Source organism: Roseomonas sp. USHLN139 (assembly GCF_037145735.1).
GTDB lineage: Bacteria > Pseudomonadota > Alphaproteobacteria > Acetobacterales > Acetobacteraceae > Pseudoroseomonas.
In genome coordinates this window covers 257,191-271,645 of the sequence record NZ_JBBCWY010000001.1, presented here as the reverse complement: position 1 = coordinate 271,645, position 14,455 = coordinate 257,191, and the positions used below count along the sequence as shown (strand labels likewise).

At 64.4% G+C, this 14,455-nt stretch carries 14 protein-coding genes; 10 read left to right on the top strand and 4 right to left on the bottom strand.

Annotated features, from left to right (window positions below; translation table 11 throughout):
* Nucleotides 1-216 precede the first annotated feature (216 nt).
* Both WFI16_RS01240 and WFI16_RS01235 read left to right on the top strand, forming a co-directional pair.
* Complete coding sequence (locus tag WFI16_RS01240) at nucleotides 217-1,245, top strand: AI-2E family transporter (RefSeq protein ID WP_419895968.1); 1,029 nt, start codon at nucleotides 217-219, stop codon at nucleotides 1,243-1,245.
* A 131-nt stretch (nucleotides 1,246-1,376) separates the two neighbouring features.
* The gene (locus WFI16_RS01235; RefSeq protein WP_419895967.1) at nucleotides 1,377-2,735 is read left to right on the top strand and encodes an anti-phage deoxyguanosine triphosphatase; all 1,359 of its coding nucleotides are present in this window, start codon (nucleotides 1,377-1,379) and stop codon (nucleotides 2,733-2,735) included.
* A 26-nt stretch (nucleotides 2,736-2,761) separates the two neighbouring features.
* Here WFI16_RS01235 and WFI16_RS01230 read toward each other — a convergent pair whose 3' ends face one another.
* On the bottom strand, nucleotides 2,762-3,916 hold the full coding sequence (locus WFI16_RS01230; protein WP_419895966.1) for a TonB family protein: 1,155 nt from the start codon (nucleotides 3,914-3,916) through the stop codon (nucleotides 2,762-2,764).
* Nucleotides 3,917-4,077: 161 nt separating this feature from the next.
* On the opposite strand from WFI16_RS01230, the gene WFI16_RS01225 reads away from it, so the two are divergent.
* The 6 genes from WFI16_RS01225 (at nucleotide 4,078) to purQ (ending at nucleotide 9,253) form a co-directional block, all read left to right on the top strand.
* Entirely contained in the window at nucleotides 4,078-5,952 is a 1,875-nt protein-coding gene (locus tag WFI16_RS01225; RefSeq protein ID WP_419895965.1) for an ABC-F family ATP-binding cassette domain-containing protein, read from the top strand.
* 137 nt (nucleotides 5,953-6,089) lie between these two features.
* A complete protein-coding gene (locus WFI16_RS01220; RefSeq protein WP_419895964.1) occupies nucleotides 6,090-7,043 on the top strand; it encodes a Bug family tripartite tricarboxylate transporter substrate binding protein in 954 nt (317 codons plus the stop codon).
* Between the two features lie 116 nt (nucleotides 7,044-7,159).
* On the top strand, nucleotides 7,160-7,924 hold the full coding sequence (gene purC / locus WFI16_RS01215; protein WP_419895963.1) for a phosphoribosylaminoimidazolesuccinocarboxamide synthase: 765 nt from the start codon (nucleotides 7,160-7,162) through the stop codon (nucleotides 7,922-7,924).
* 50 nt (nucleotides 7,925-7,974) lie between these two features.
* Nucleotides 7,975-8,214 (top strand): phosphoribosylformylglycinamidine synthase subunit PurS, encoded by a 240-nt coding sequence (gene purS, locus WFI16_RS01210; protein WP_076959815.1) that lies wholly within the window; start codon nucleotides 7,975-7,977, stop codon nucleotides 8,212-8,214.
* A 30-nt stretch (nucleotides 8,215-8,244) separates the two neighbouring features.
* Entirely contained in the window at nucleotides 8,245-8,508 is a 264-nt protein-coding gene (locus tag WFI16_RS01205) for a hypothetical protein (RefSeq protein WP_419895962.1), read from the top strand.
* A gap of 46 nt (nucleotides 8,509-8,554) precedes the next feature.
* Nucleotides 8,555-9,253 carry a phosphoribosylformylglycinamidine synthase subunit PurQ gene (gene purQ, locus WFI16_RS01200; RefSeq protein WP_419895961.1) on the top strand — a complete coding sequence of 233 codons (699 nt, stop codon included), beginning with the start codon at nucleotides 8,555-8,557 and terminating at the stop codon, nucleotides 9,251-9,253.
* 82 nt (nucleotides 9,254-9,335) lie between these two features.
* Here the strand turns inward: purQ and WFI16_RS01195 are convergent, their stop codons facing one another.
* From WFI16_RS01195 to WFI16_RS01185, 3 genes are read right to left on the bottom strand one after another with little or no spacing between them, the layout of a single operon-like run.
* Nucleotides 9,336-9,980 (bottom strand): hypothetical protein, encoded by a 645-nt coding sequence (locus WFI16_RS01195; RefSeq protein ID WP_419895960.1) that lies wholly within the window; start codon nucleotides 9,978-9,980, stop codon nucleotides 9,336-9,338.
* Between the two features lie 41 nt (nucleotides 9,981-10,021).
* A complete protein-coding gene (locus WFI16_RS01190; protein ID WP_419895959.1) occupies nucleotides 10,022-10,483 on the bottom strand; it encodes a hypothetical protein in 462 nt (153 codons plus the stop codon).
* Nucleotides 10,484-10,485: 2 nt separating this feature from the next.
* Nucleotides 10,486-11,340 carry a ParA family protein gene (locus WFI16_RS01185; RefSeq protein ID WP_419895958.1) on the bottom strand — a complete coding sequence of 285 codons (855 nt, stop codon included), beginning with the start codon at nucleotides 11,338-11,340 and terminating at the stop codon, nucleotides 10,486-10,488.
* A 245-nt stretch (nucleotides 11,341-11,585) separates the two neighbouring features.
* Here WFI16_RS01185 and WFI16_RS01180 point away from each other — a divergent pair, with 245 nt between their 5' ends.
* Nucleotides 11,586-12,194 (top strand): transposase, encoded by a 609-nt coding sequence (locus tag WFI16_RS01180; RefSeq protein WP_419895957.1) that lies wholly within the window; start codon nucleotides 11,586-11,588, stop codon nucleotides 12,192-12,194.
* Between the two features lie 47 nt (nucleotides 12,195-12,241).
* On the top strand, nucleotides 12,242-14,455 hold the full coding sequence (purL, locus tag WFI16_RS01175) for a phosphoribosylformylglycinamidine synthase subunit PurL (RefSeq protein ID WP_419895956.1): 2,214 nt from the start codon (nucleotides 12,242-12,244) through the stop codon (nucleotides 14,453-14,455).

Sequence of the window (14,455 nt, the reverse complement as noted above, 5' to 3'; positions counted from 1 at the left end):
GCCGGCATCCTCCCGCGTATTTTCGAGCGCAACCTTCGCCGTGCGGGGGCGTTGTCCCGGCAACCGTGCCCGCGCAAGCGGCGCGGCAAGGTCGGCGCCAGAAGGGCGCCGAACCCCCACCAGGCGGTTGCAGCACGGAACGGATTGGGGGTCCGGGGGAGCAGCTCCCCCGGCCTTTGCCTTCCGTGCGCGCTGGGCTGTCGGGGGAGGTCGCGCATGTCGCGCCGGGGTGTTTCGCTGATCGTGCTGTCCGTGGTGCTGGGGCTGCTGCTCTGGCTCTTGCCGGAAGTGCCGCTGCTGGTCTTCGCCGCCACGCTGCTCGGCGTCTTCCTGTTCTCGGGCAGCATGCTGCTGCGCCGGGTGCTGCCGGTCTCCAACGGCGTGGGCGTCGGGCTGTTCATCCTGCTGCTGCTGCTGCTGAGCGCCGCCACCGGCCTGCTGGCCGCCCGCCCGATCGCCGACCAGCTGAACGAGCTGTGGCAGCAGGTGCCCGCCGCCGCCGCCAGCCTGTCCGAGCGGCTGTCGCATTACCGCTGGGGCCAGGAGCTGCTGTCCCGCCTGCAATCCGGCAATATTTCGCTGCCCGCCGGCGGCGGGACCACCGCCTTCAGCGCGCTGAACAGCACCCTCGGCGCCCTGGCCAACCTGGTGCTGGTGGTCTTCCTGGGGCTGTATTTCGCGCTCGACCCTGCCCTCTACCGCCGCGGCATCGAGGCGCTGCTGGCGCCCTCGCTGCGCCCGCGCGCCCGGGCGCTGGCCGAGGAGGCGGCGGCGACGCTGCGCGGCTGGCTGGGCGCCCAGCTGATCTGCATGGCGGTGGTGGGCAGCCTGACCGGCCTCGGCCTCTGGCTGGTCGGCGTGCCGCTGGCCCCCGTCCTCGGGCTGATCGCCGCGCTGCTGGCCTTCATCCCGACGGTGGGGCCGGTGCTCTCGGCGGTGCCCGGCGTGCTGCTGGGCCTGGCCCAGGGGCCGCAGGAGGCGCTGGCCGTGGTCGGCGTCTACCTGGCCGTGCAGTCGGTCGAGAGCTACCTGGTCACCCCCTATGTCCAGCGCCGCAATGTCGACCTGCCGGAAGCGGTGACCATCGTCGCCCTGCTGGGCTTCGGCCTGGTCTACGGCTTTTTGGGCATGCTGCTGGCGACGCCGCTGGCCGCGGTGCTGCTGATGCTGGTACGGCGGATCTATGTGGAAGGCTATCTGGAGGCAGAGCCGGAGGGGGAGAAGGGGATGATTTTGAGGGGGTGACCGTTCAACTCGGCGAGCTCAAAAACGATATCGATACGGTGGTTAATTTAACCCTCAATCACTCTACCCGATCTTGATTTCCCTGCGCGGAATGTTCGTTAATGCGATCAATCCAACTAGGGAGAAAGATTTTGGTCGATTGGAAAGCTCGCCGAGACCCAATTGCCTTGGATGATGGCAGAGACGACTTCGATCGCGACTATGCTCGCATAATCCACTCCGCTTCGTTTAGGAGACTCCAGTCAAAAACGCAGGTCCTTGGACTTGGCGATAGTGACTTCTATCGAACCCGGCTTACCCACTCCCTTGAAGTCAGCCAAATTGGAGAGGGTATCGCTCGAGATTTACAAAATAAATATGGAAAAGAATTAGGTGAAGACCTATTCCCAGGATCATCTTTAATTAGATCAGTTTGCTTGGCTCATGATCTTGGCCATCCGCCATTCGGTCACGGGGGCGAAGTCGCACTCAATCGATGCATGAGGAATCATGGTGGCTTCGAAGGCAACGGCCAAACGTTGCGGATACTGACTCAATTAGAATCTTATCATCCTGATTTTGGAATGAACTTAACCCGACGAACTATACTTGGGATTTTAAAGTACCCATCGCCCTATAGCAAATCAGTCAACGTGAATTTTTACCCAAATGACGACTCAGAGGCTTTGAATCCTTTATTCAATTCCAAATCACAAAAACCGCCAAAGTGCTATTTGGATAACGAAGAAAAGTTCGTGAATGAATGGCTCGCGGCGGAATTCTCTTCAGAAGACTGGAGTAAATTTACTGAAACATTCTCAGAAAACGAGCAAGATAAAAATGGAAATGTTGTTGAGAAGCATAGAAAGACAAAATACAAATCTTTAGACACCTCTATTATGGAGATAGCGGATGATATAGCTTACGGAATTCATGATCTCGAGGATGCTATAGCGCTAAATTTCCTCTCTAGGGACAATTTTGTTAAAAACATTTGCGAGTCTGACTTTGAATGTTTTAAGAAATCGCCAAAGGGTATGAATTTTGATGAATTAATTAACTCCCTGTTTTCGCAATCGACGCATCTCCGAAAAAAAGCTATCGGCGCTCTAGTCAATTTTTGCATCATCAGCGTTGATTTGGATAAAACAAACAGCTCTTTATTCTCAGAGAGAAATCTTGGCCTAAATGCAAAAATGGGTCCTTCTGCAGCCAAGATGCGAGAGAACCTCCATAAGCTTGTGGAAAAGTTTGTCATCAAGTCAACAGCTGTTCAGAATCTAGAATTCAAGGGGCAAAAAATAATCACTGATCTTTTTAACGCATTCATGACAGATCCGGAGCGCCTTCTACCGAACAGTGACAGGCAGCGCTTGGAAAAAGCAGGAAGTGAGGGCGATAGAGCGAGAGTTATATGCGACTACATTGCCGGAATGACTGATGAATACGCAGCAAAACGCTATCAGCAGTTATTTCTGCCGAAAGTCGGATCCGCCTTCGACAAAATATAGTTTTCTTACTGAGGATAAAACCACGCCTAACGCATAATCAGATGGTAGTGGAGAGTAAACCGCACCTGGGTCGTCTCTCCCTGCATCTCCCAGGTGAAGGCCGGCCCCACCTGGTCCCGGAACAAGGAGATCGACGCCGCATCCAGCCAGCGCGACCCTGACCGGTCGGAAATCCGGGCCCAGAGGATGCGGCCGTCGCGCGCCACTTCCATGTCCACCACCGTCGTCCCGTCCTCCCCCGCCTGGGCGGCCTGCGGCGGGTAGAAGCCGCGGCGCTGCACCCAGGACTGGAAGGCGCGGACCCAGCCCTGCCCCGGCGTCGCCCCGCCCAGATGGCTGAACGAGCCCGAGGAGCCCGGCGCCGGCGCCCCGCGCGGCATGGCCGGCGCCGGCACCGAGCCCAGCGCCAGGTCCAGCGTCCCCGGCCGGCCCGGCGCCGGGCGCGGGCGTGGCGGCGCGCTGGCCAGCGGCCGCGTCGCCTCGCGGCCCAGCTGCGTCGTCCCGGCAAAGGGGTTGCGCTCCGGCGCCTGCGGCCGCGGCGCCGGGCGCGGCGGCGCCTCCTGGCGCTGCGGCTGCAGCCGGAAGGGCGTCGGCGGCGACAGCTCGGCCGAGAAATCCGGCAGCGGCGGCGCGGGCGGCGGCGGCGTCGGCAGCGCCTCGGCCTGGGTCTGCGGGGTCGGCGGCGGCAGCAGCACCGTGTCGGGCGGCGCCTGCGGCGGTGGCGGCGGCAGGGCCAGCGGCTGCGGTCGCGGCGGCGCCGTCGCCTCCGAGGGCGGCGCGGGGGGGGGTGGCGGCGCCGCCTGCTCGACCGGCGGCGCGGGGGGCGCGGGCGGCGGCGGGGCGGCGGCCATCGGCGGCGGGGGCGGCGGCGGCGGGACCGAGGGCAGCGGCGGCGCGTCGGGCTCCGGCGCCTCCAGCGGCGCGGGCGCGCCGGCGGCGGGCGGCGCCCCCACAGGCTGCTGCGTCTGCGGCAGCGGCGGGCCGTCTTCCTGCGGCTGGAACACCACCTCGACCCCCTCGCCGCCGAAGGGTTCCGGGAGCTGCTTCGGCTGCGGCCAGAGCAGCAGCGCCAGGCCGATCGCCAAATGCAGCGCCAGCGAGATGGCGGCCGCCCAGCCCAGCCGCCGGCGCGCCTTGGCGCCGCGCGGTCCCAGCAGCGGCAGGGCGGCGGTCAGGCTCATGCGGCGCGGGGGCTCTCGGGCAAGGCGACACCTGGAAGGGAAACTCGCCTGACTCTAGGGCGCCACCCCGCCCGCCACCAGGGCCACCCCCGCAGGGCGCGCATGACGAAGCGTGACGACACGCTTTCCGACCGGGCGGCATCTGCTCTAAACGACCGCGCATGACCGTTCTCGCCATCCGTGACCTGACCATCCGCATCGCCGGCCGCCCCCTGCTGGAGGGTGCCGACCTGATGGTCGATCCCGGCCGCAAGATCGGCCTGGTCGGCCGCAACGGCGCCGGCAAGTCGACCATGCTGCGCGCCATCACCGGCCAGCTGGCGCCCGATGGCGGCGAGATCCGGCTCGCCGCCCGCGCCCGCATGACCCATGTGGCGCAGGAGGCGCCGGGCGGCCCGACCAGCCTGATCGACACCGTGCTGGCCGCCGACACCGAGCGCCACGCCCTGCTGCAGGAGGTAGAGAGCCAGCAGGACGCCACCCGCATCGGCGAGATCCATGACCGGCTGATCGCCATCCGCGCCGACAGCGCGCCGGCCCGCGCCGCCACCGTGCTCTCGGGCCTGGGCTTCGACGCGGCGGCGCAGCTGCGCCCGGTGAGCGAATTCTCCGGTGGCTGGCGGATGCGCGTGGCGCTGGCCAGCGCGCTGTTCCTCGAGCCCGACCTGCTGCTGCTGGACGAGCCGACCAACCACCTCGACCTGGAAGCCACCATCTGGCTGGAGGGGTGGCTGGCCCGCTTCCCCGGCGCCGCCCTGGTGGTCAGCCATGATCGCGGCCTGCTGGAGCGCGGGGTGGACGCCATCGCCCATCTCGACCAGCGCAAGATCACGCTCTATCCGGGCAACTACAACAACTTCGTCCGCATCCGGACGGAGCGCGCCGCCCAGCAGGTCGCGCAGAACGAAAAAATCGCGGCGCAGCGGGCGCATATGCAGTCCTTCGTCGACCGCTTCCGCGCCAAGGCGACCAAGGCCCGCCAGGCGCAGTCCCGCCTGAAGGCGCTGGAGAAGCTGCCCGCCATCGAGGCGGTGGTCGAGGACCACGTCACCCGCTTCGCCTTCCCCGAGCCGGCCGAGCTGCCGCCGCCGATCCTGGCCCTCGCCCGCGCCGATGTCGGCTATGACAACCGCACCATCCTGGGCAATCTCGACCTGCGCCTCGACCAGGAGGACCGCATCGCGCTGCTCGGCGCCAATGGCAACGGCAAGTCGACCCTGGCCAAGCTGATCGCCGGCCGGCTCGAGCCCTTCCGCGGCGAGGTCAAGCGCGCCCCGCGGCTGAAGGTCGGCTATTTCGCCCAGCACCAGGCGGAGGAGCTGAACCTCGCCGGCACCCCGCTCAGCCACATGCAGGACGCGCTCGGCCCCAAGGCGACCGAGACCCAGTGCCGCGCCCAGCTCGCCCGCTTCGGCCTGGATGAGGAGCGCGCGACCACCATCATCTCCTCGCTCTCCGGCGGCGAGAAGGGGCGGCTGCTGCTGGCGCTCTGCACCCGCGAGGCGCCGCAGCTGCTGATCCTCGACGAGCCGACCAACCATCTCGACATCGACGCGCGCGAGGCGCTGGTGCGGGCGCTGGCCGACTACCGCGGTGCCGTGGTGCTGATCACCCACGACCCGCATCTGGTGGAGCTCGCCGCCGACAAGCTCTGGCTGGTCGGCGAGGGCAAGGTCACCCCCTTCGACGGCGACCTCGACGACTACCGCCAGTACCTGACCGAGCGCGCCCGTGCCGCCCGCCAGGCCGGCTCGCCGCAGAAGGAAAAGCCGCGCGACGACCGCCGCGAGCGCGCCGAGGCCCGCGCGGCCCTCGCCCCCCTCCGCGAGCGCGTCACCCAGATCGAGGCCGACATGGCCCGCATGCAGCGCGAGGCCGAGCTGATCGCCAGCAAGCTGGCCGATCCGGCGACGCATGAGCGCTTCAAGCCCTCCGAGATCGCCAAGGTCACCCAGAAGCACGGCTTCCTCACCAAGCAGATCGCGACGCTGGAGGAAGAGTGGCTGGAATTGCAGGAGAAGCTGGAGGCGGCCTGAAGCAAGCGAAGACTCCGGGGGGATAGTATCCCCCCGGACCCCGCCTTCTGTTGGCGCCACAACGCAGAGGCGGGACTCTGCTTGACCTCCCCGCCACATCGGGCGACCTAGACGCCTCACGATCCCGAGGGTGCCCCATGCTCACGCGCCGCCTTGCCATGGCCGCAGGCCTCGCCATGCCGGCAGCAGCGCGCGCCCAGGCCTCCCCGCTGCGCATCATCGTCCCCGCGCCCCCCGGCGGCTCCACCGACATCCTGGCGCGCGCACTGGGCGAGCGGGCGGCCGCCGCCCTCGGCCAGCCGGTCGCCATCGACAACCGCGCCGGCGGCGGCGGCGTGGTCGGCGCCGAGGCCGCGGCCAAGGCGGCGCCGGACGGCAACACCCTGGTGCTCGGCCACAACCAGACGCATGCCAGCAACCAGGCGATGATGCCCCGCCTGCCCTACCAGGTGATCGACAGCTTCACCCCCGTCGCCCGCCTGGCCACCGTGCCGCACGCCCTGGTGGTGGCCCCGGACTCGCCGGACGCGACGCTGGCCGCCCTCATCGCCCGCGGCCGCGGCGGCGCGACGCTGACCTACGCCTCCTCCCAGGCCGGCTCGGCCAGCCATATCCTGGGCGAGACGCTGGTGCGGCGCGCGCATCTCAAGGCGCAGCACGCCCCCTATCGCGGCGCCGGCGCGGCGGCCGACGACACCGCCGCCGGCTATGTCGACTTCTATGTCGCGACCTACCCTTCCGTGGCGCCGCTGGTGCGCGAGGGCAAGCTGCGCATCCTCGCCATCGGCACGCCCGAGCGCCTGGCCGAGATCCCCGAGGTGCCCACCGCCGCCGAGGCCGGCGCCCCCTATCTGGCGGTCGACGCCTGGTTCGGCCTCTTCGCCCCCGCCGGCACCGCCCCCGGCCGGGTCGAGCGCATCGCCCAGGCCGTGCTCGCCGCCCTGGCCGAGCCGCCGATGCAGGCCCGCCTGACCGCCGCCGGCTTCACCCCGGCGCCGCTTGGCCCTGCCCCCTTCGCCGGCTTCCAGCGCCAGGAGGTCGCCCGCTGGGCCGAACTGGTCGCGCTGACCGGCGTCACCCTCGACGGCTGAGCCCCTGGCATGGGCGGCCTGCAGCCATCGGCGGTGGCGAGCCGCCCCCCCTCCTGCTATACGGCCCCGCGAACGCCGCCGGCCCTCGTCCCGGCGGCCAGAGGGATTCCTGGATCATGGCGCGTCGCCGGCAACTCTATGAAGGTAAGGCCAAGGTCCTGTTCGAAGGCCCCGAGCCCGGCACCCTGGTCCAGTACTTCAAGGATGACGCCACCGCCCGCAACGGCGCCAAGAAGGGCATCATCACCGGCAAGGGCGTGCTGAACAACCGCATCAGCGAATACCTGATGACGCGGCTGTCCGAGATCGGCGTGCCGACCCATTTCATCCGCCGCCTGAACATGCGCGAGCAGCTGATCCGCGAGGTCGAGATCATCCCGCTCGAGGTCGTGGTGCGCAACGTCGCCGCTGGTTCGCTGGCCACCCGCCTCGGGCTGCAGGAAGGCACCCGCCTGCCGCGCTCGATCGTCGAATACTACTACAAGAACGACGCGCTGCAGGACCCGATGGTCTCCGAGGAGCACATCACCTGCTTCGGCTGGGCCTCGACCCAGGACCTGGACGACATGGTCGCCCTGACGCTCCGCATCAACGACTTCCTCTGCGGGTTGTTCCTCGGCGTCGGCATCGTCCTGGTCGACTTCAAGATCGAGTTCGGCCGGCTGTATGAGAATGACGAGATGCGCATCGTCCTGGCCGACGAGATCAGCCCGGACAATTGCCGCCTCTGGGACGTCAAGACCGGCGAGAAGATGGACAAGGACCGCTTCCGCCGCGACCTCGGCAAGGTCGAGGAAGGCTACCAGGAAGTCGCCCGCCGCCTCGGCATCCTGCCCGAGGCCGGGGTGCGCGACATGAAGGGGCCGGAGATGATGCAGTGACCGCCGCCCGCCCCACCGATACCCGCCCCAGCCCGAGCCCGGAGCAGAAAATGAAGGCCATCGTCACCGTCATGCCCAAGGCCGGCGTGCTCGACCCCCAGGGCAAGGCGATCGAGCACGCGCTCGGCACGCTCGGCTTCGGCGGCGTGGGCGAGGTCCGCACCGGCAAGATCATCGAGCTGGAGCTGGCCGAGACCGACCCCGCCGCCGCCCGCGCGGCCGCCGAGGCCATGGCGAAGAAGCTCCTGGCCAACACGGTCATCGAGAGCTTCCGCATCGAGCTGGCCTGAGGCCCGGAGAGCGGCCGGGAACCGCCCCGCATGATCAAGGCCTCGCTGCTGATCATGCTGCTGCTGACCGTCATGGTCGGCATGGGGCTGCGCTGGCGCCAGGCGCGGATGGAGGCATCCCGCCAGGCCGCCGCGCCCCCTGCCCCGCGCGGCCGCCGCGCTGCCCCCCGCCCGGGCTTCCTGGCCCGCGGCAAGGCGGGCATCGACCTCTGGATCACCGCCGCTGCCATCGCCTCCGTCGCCACCATCCTGCTGATGGGCGGGCTGCACTGGATCAAGGTCTGGCTGCAGTGACCCGCCGCCCCCTCCCCTCTCCCTTCCCTGCCGCCGAGGCCGCCGCATGAACGCCGTCATCATCCTCTTCCCCGGCACCAACCGCGAGCGCGACATGGCCATCGCGCTCGAGAAGGCGACGGGGCGGAAGCCGACCATCCTGTTCCACCGCGAGACCCAGCTTCCCGCCGGCACCGACCTGGTCGTGCTGCCCGGCGGCTTCTCGCATGGCGACTACCTGCGCTGCGGCGCCATGGCGGCGCGCTCGCCGATCATGCCCGCCATCGCCGATTTCGCGGCCAAGGGCGGCCATATCCTGGGCGTCTGCAACGGCTTTCAGATCCTGACCGAGGCCGGGCTGCTGCCGGGCGCCCTGCTGCGCAACGCCGGGCTGCGCTTCCTGTCGATGGACTGCCACCTGCGCGTCGAGACGGCGGACAGCCCCTTCACCAGCCGCTGGCAAAAGGCCGAGACGTACCGGGCGCCGATGGCGCATGGCGACGGCAATTTCTTCTGCGATGCCGAGACCCTGGCCCGCCTCAAGGGCGAGGACTGCGTCGCCTTCCGCTATGTCACACCCGCCGGCGAGGCGACCCCGGAAGCCAACCGCAACGGCGCCATCGACAACATCGCCGGCATCCTGAGCGAGAACCGCCGCATCCTGGGCATGATGCCACACCCGGAAGACCTGGTGGACCCGCTGATGGGCGGGACGGACGGGCTTCCTCTCTTTGAAAGCATCGCTGGGGTTTTTGCGACGGCTTGAAGTAGGGCTGGTTAGCCAGCCAGTCAGCTGATGAGGCGCGAGGTCAGAAAGCTTCGCGCCTTAATGCAATCAAGACGATATTTCAGTAAGTAAGATCTAGGAATTTTCTGAGATTTTCGTCAGATAATCGAGATCTGAGATTCTCTTGGACTGGGGCAGGAAAATCACTCCAAGATCCCCTGAAATAACAAGAGTAATTGTCTGAGATAAATTCATCAGAAAATTTACAAATACTTATGAAACCCAAATCTCTCGGACTAGATATTGCTAAATTCTCGATTGGAATGGAGAAATGAACAAATCCAGGGTGTGCATGGACAAAATTTGAAATTATTGAATAGTAATAATCATAATCTCTAGATTTAGAAGTCGACAAAATTTTGTACGCAATGTCAAATTTTTTGTCTATTTCTTTCATATATTTTTGAGTATCTTTCGGGAGGCAAAGATCATCTTCCCTTCTTTCAACATTTCTATACTCAAGAGGATGATCTTTATAATATAGCCAAGCTACTGCATTCTCCATAAAGACCCGCAGAGCGGAAGCGGCGCCCCTGTTGGAGCCTATCAACCACGCGGTTCCAGCCTCAAGAAGAGATACTTTTGCTCCTAGTATTAGAGCCCGAGCCGGCACATTTTCTGAAACCTGCCACTCTCTCTGAATCCAGCTTGTGGACAAAGGCATCGACTGTAAGAATATTGGGAAACCTTCCGAGAAATCGGCCATATTCCCACTTATTCGAGAATGGAGATTTGATGTTTGATTCATCAAGAAAGTCTCCAATCTTCTTCGCTCTTTTTATCTTTTTTACTAACAGCCTGGATGGACGCATTTAGCACTGCGGATGGACCTAGATGCCGAATGAGCCGTTCAACCCAGCGAAGAAACCCTTCCTTTTTGTTGAAAGGAGGGATGTCTTTATAATTTGCTCCATACATTGAATGGATTTCGCCGCTAAGCAAAACGGCGGCTTCTGCCGAAAGCATTCCCGTCGGCTGAAATAAATTCACAATATCTTGACGGACTGACCTCAATCTTACCGCTTCGAGATCCACCTCGTCGGCCTCTCTCGGCGCATCAAAACCTCTAATATTTTTCCGAATTTCGCGAAATTTAGCTTCCAAATCTTCAGGGTTTGTTCCGTTAATCCTTTCAAATATTTCCCGCATTTCTGCCGGTGAGAAATCAGCAACCGCTGCGAGCAAAAGTAGGCGGGTTAGACGGTCCATTGTCAGATTCCGATACGTCTGCACAACTCTAACCCAACTTGGCGCAGGTCACCAGCAACCTGCTTCTTATTAGAAACCTTACGGTCTGAGGCAAATCCAGTGTAATCGGATCGAGCTGTTAATACGCCTGAGTTATAGACCCGAGACACAAGAATCCTTGATCCAAAGTAGGGTGAGAGGCGAATTTCTTTCTCAGTATCTGTTATAACAGAACGCCTGACACCATTCATAACAACATGGATTTTCGGCTTCGGAAGTATTTGTGGATGGTCGATAAGCTGGCGAACGAGCTCAAGCCCAAGCATCGAAAATTTATCGGGTCGAACTGGCGATAGGATGTCTGTGGCTACCGATAAACCACAGAATGTCAAAAAAGACGAACTTGGATTCATATCCAAAACAATCAAATCGTATTCATTCCTAGCTTGACTAATTGTTCTCTTAAAAAAATCCCTCGCATGAGATAATTTTGCTCCGTCAGAAATGAAGCTGTATTTTGTTAACTCAAACGTACCTGCAATAATTGAAATTCTTATCTTATTGTCGATTAAAAGATACCTAAGTCCACGAGCAATGTCATCTATATTTGAAGTCACTTGGCTGGAAACATTAATATCAAAAAAATTGGCGGACGGCGCCGGCTCAAACAATCTAAGAACAGTTTTCCCCGCAGAAGCTATTTCATCGTATTGGCTTTTCTGCAATAATTGTTGGCTAAGGTTAAATTGTGGATCTAAATCTATTAGCAAAACTCTTATTTTTTTACTTGCAAATACTTCACGAAACAAATTGGAGGCGAGAGTGGTTTTTCCCACTCCTCCCTTCATATTCAGCACAGCGACGACGGGCGCAGCCATAAAAACCTCTATCAAAATAATTGCGTTTCGCGAAAAATTATCTGATTTCCTGTTATTTTCAAGCCCCCTCGAAGAGAAGGTTTTCTCCGCACCTCTTGCTCGCGCTCTGCGAGATCACGTGGCTGCGACTAATCATTCACGATCGCCCACAAGAATCTTTTTCATAAGGAACCCTGCGAAGCCAATTTACTTTAGGAAAATAGGAAAACTTGCCTAATCCGTTTTTTCCATGCTACGCTCCCAAAATGACCCACCCCGCCCGGCTGCCCCTCCCCTCTGCCTCCCCCAGCCGCCCGCGGATCTCTGACCAGGCCTGGCACGCCCTCCTGCCCTATCTGCTGCACCGCTCCCCCCAGGGCCGCCCCCTGCGGGAGCTGCGCACCCGGATGGAGGGCATCTTTTTCATTGCCACCACCCACCGCCCCTGGCGCGACCTGCCGGCCGAGTATGGCAAGGCGGACACCGTCGCCCGCTACTTCCGCCGCCTGACCCATGCGGGCCTGTGGCAGCGCCTGCTGCAGGCCATCGCCGACACCGCGCCGGCGCATCCGCTGCGCCAGGTCGCCCCCCTCATCCTCCATGCCTGCCGCCGCGCCCATCGCCTGCTCGGCCCGGCCTTCAACCGGCTGGCGCGGGTGCTGAACCTGCGCGGCGCCCTGCCCGGCCCGCCCTGGCTGCTGCCCGACCCGCTTTTGTCCGAAACCCTGGCCGGCATCGAAATTCCCGACCCGCGCGCCGCCCCCTGGGGCCAGCGTGGGGCGCTGGCCGAGCGGCTGCGCAGCCTCCGCCGCCTCTGGCGCGACGCCGCCGGCCGCGCCTCGATCAGCCGTGCAACCCGGATGGGTTGGCCATGACGACGGTTCCACTGGACAAGAGGCGCGCCGCTGCCGAAAAGCCGTCCATGTCCAGCACGACCCCCGCCCTCCTCGCCCCCGAACGCGCCCAGCAGCTCGCCGCCGAATTCGGCCTGAAGCCGGACGAGTATGACCGCGTGCTGGCCATCCTCGGCCGGGCGCCCTCCCTCACCGAGCTCGGCATCTTCTCGGTGATGTGGTCGGAGCATTGCTCCTACAAGTCGTCCAAGGTCTGGCTGCGCCAGCTGCCGACCAAGGCGCCCTGGGTCATCCACGGCCCGGGCGAGAATGCCGGCGTCATCGACATCGGCGAGGGCCTGGCCGCCATCTTCAAGATGGAAAGCCACAACCACCCGAGCTTCATCGAGCCCTACCAGGGCGCGGCGACCGGGGTGGGCGGCATTCTGCGCGACGTCTTCACCATGGGCGCGCGGCCCATCGCCAACCTGAACGCGCTGCGCTTCGGCAATCCGGCGCTGCCCAAGACCCGCCAGGTGCTGGACGGCGTGGTGCGCGGCATCGGCGGCTACGGCAATTGCGTGGGCGTCCCCACCGTGGGCGGCGAGGTCAATTTCCACCCCGCCTACAACGGCAACCCGCTGGTCAATGCCATGACCGTCGGCATCGCCCGCACCGACAAGATCTTTCTGTCGGCGGCGGCGGGCGTGGGCAACCCCGTTGTCTATGTCGGCTCCAAGACCGGCCGTGACGGCATCCATGGCGCCACCATGTCCTCGGCCGAGTTCAGCGCGGATTCGGAAGAGAAGCGCCCGACCGTCCAGGTCGGCGACCCCTACGCCGAAAAGCTGCTGATCGAGGCCTGCATGGAGCTGATGGCGACCGACGTCATCGTCGCCATCCAGGACATGGGCGCGGCCGGCCTCACCTCCTCCAGCGTCGAGATGGCCGGCAAGGGCGGCGTCGGCATCGAGCTGAACATGGAGAAGGTCCCGCAGCGCGAGACCGGCATGACCGCCTATGAGATGATGCTCTCCGAGTCCCAGGAGCGCATGCTGATGGTGCTCAAGCCCGGCCAGGAGCATGTGGCCGAGGCCATCTTCACCAAGTGGGAGCTGGACTTCGCCGTCATCGGCCACCTGACCGACACCGGCCATATCGTCATCCGCCACCACGGCGAGATCGAGGCCGATATCCCGCTCGCGCCCCTGGAGAGCGAGGCCCCGCTCTACCACCGCCCCACCGCCGAGACCCCGAAGCAGCCGGTGCTCGACGCCGCGACCATCGCCGACCCGGTCGGCCTGCAGGCGGCGCTGGAGAAGCTGATCGGCTCGCCCGACCTCTGCTCGCGCCGCTGGATCTGGGACCAGTATGACAGCACCGTCGGCGGCCAGACGGTCAAGCGCCCGGGCGCGGCCGATGCCGCCATCGTCCGCCTCGAGGACAGCCAGCGCGCGCTGGCCATGACCACCGACTGCACGCCCCGCTACTGCGCCGCCGACCCGGAAGAGGGCGGCAAGCAGGCGGTCGCCGAGGCCTGGCGCAACATCACCGCGACCGGCGCCCTGCCGCTGGCGGTGACCGACAACATGAATTTCGGCAATCCCGAGAAGCCGGAGATCATGGGCCAGTTCGCCGCCGCCGTCCGCGGCATGGCCGCCGCCTGCACCGCGCTCGACTTCCCGGTCGTCTCGGGGAATGTCTCTCTCTACAACGAGACCGAGGGCAAGGGCATCCTGCCCACCCCGGCGATCGGCGCCGTCGGCGTGATCGAGGATGCGGCGAAGGCCATCGGCTATGGCCTGGCCCCCGGCCTGGAGCTGGTCCTGCTCGGCGAGACCCGGGGCTGGCTCGGCCAGTCGCTCTGGCTGCGCGAGATCGCCGGCCAGGAAGCCGGCGCCCCCCCGCCGGTCGACCTCGTCGCCGAGCGCCGCAACGGCGATTTCGTCCGCGCCCAGATCCAGGCCGGCAAGCTGGCGGCCTGCCATGACCTGGCCGATGGCGGCCTCCTAGTCGCCGCCGCCGAGATGGCGATGGAAGGCACGGCCGGCGCGACGCTGGCCGCCGCCCCCGCCGGCATCCCCGCCCATGCCTGGTTCTTCGGCGAGGACCAGGGCCGCTACCTGGTCGCCACCGCCGATGCCCTGTCCCTGCTCGAGGCGGCGCGCGCCGCCGGCGTGCCCGCCCAGCGGATCGGCCGCTCGGGCGGGGGGGACTTGGTTGTCGAGGGTGGCCTTGCCATATCGGTGGGCGATCTGCGGGCGGCGCATGAGCGCTTCCTGCCGGCGCTGATGGCCCAGTAG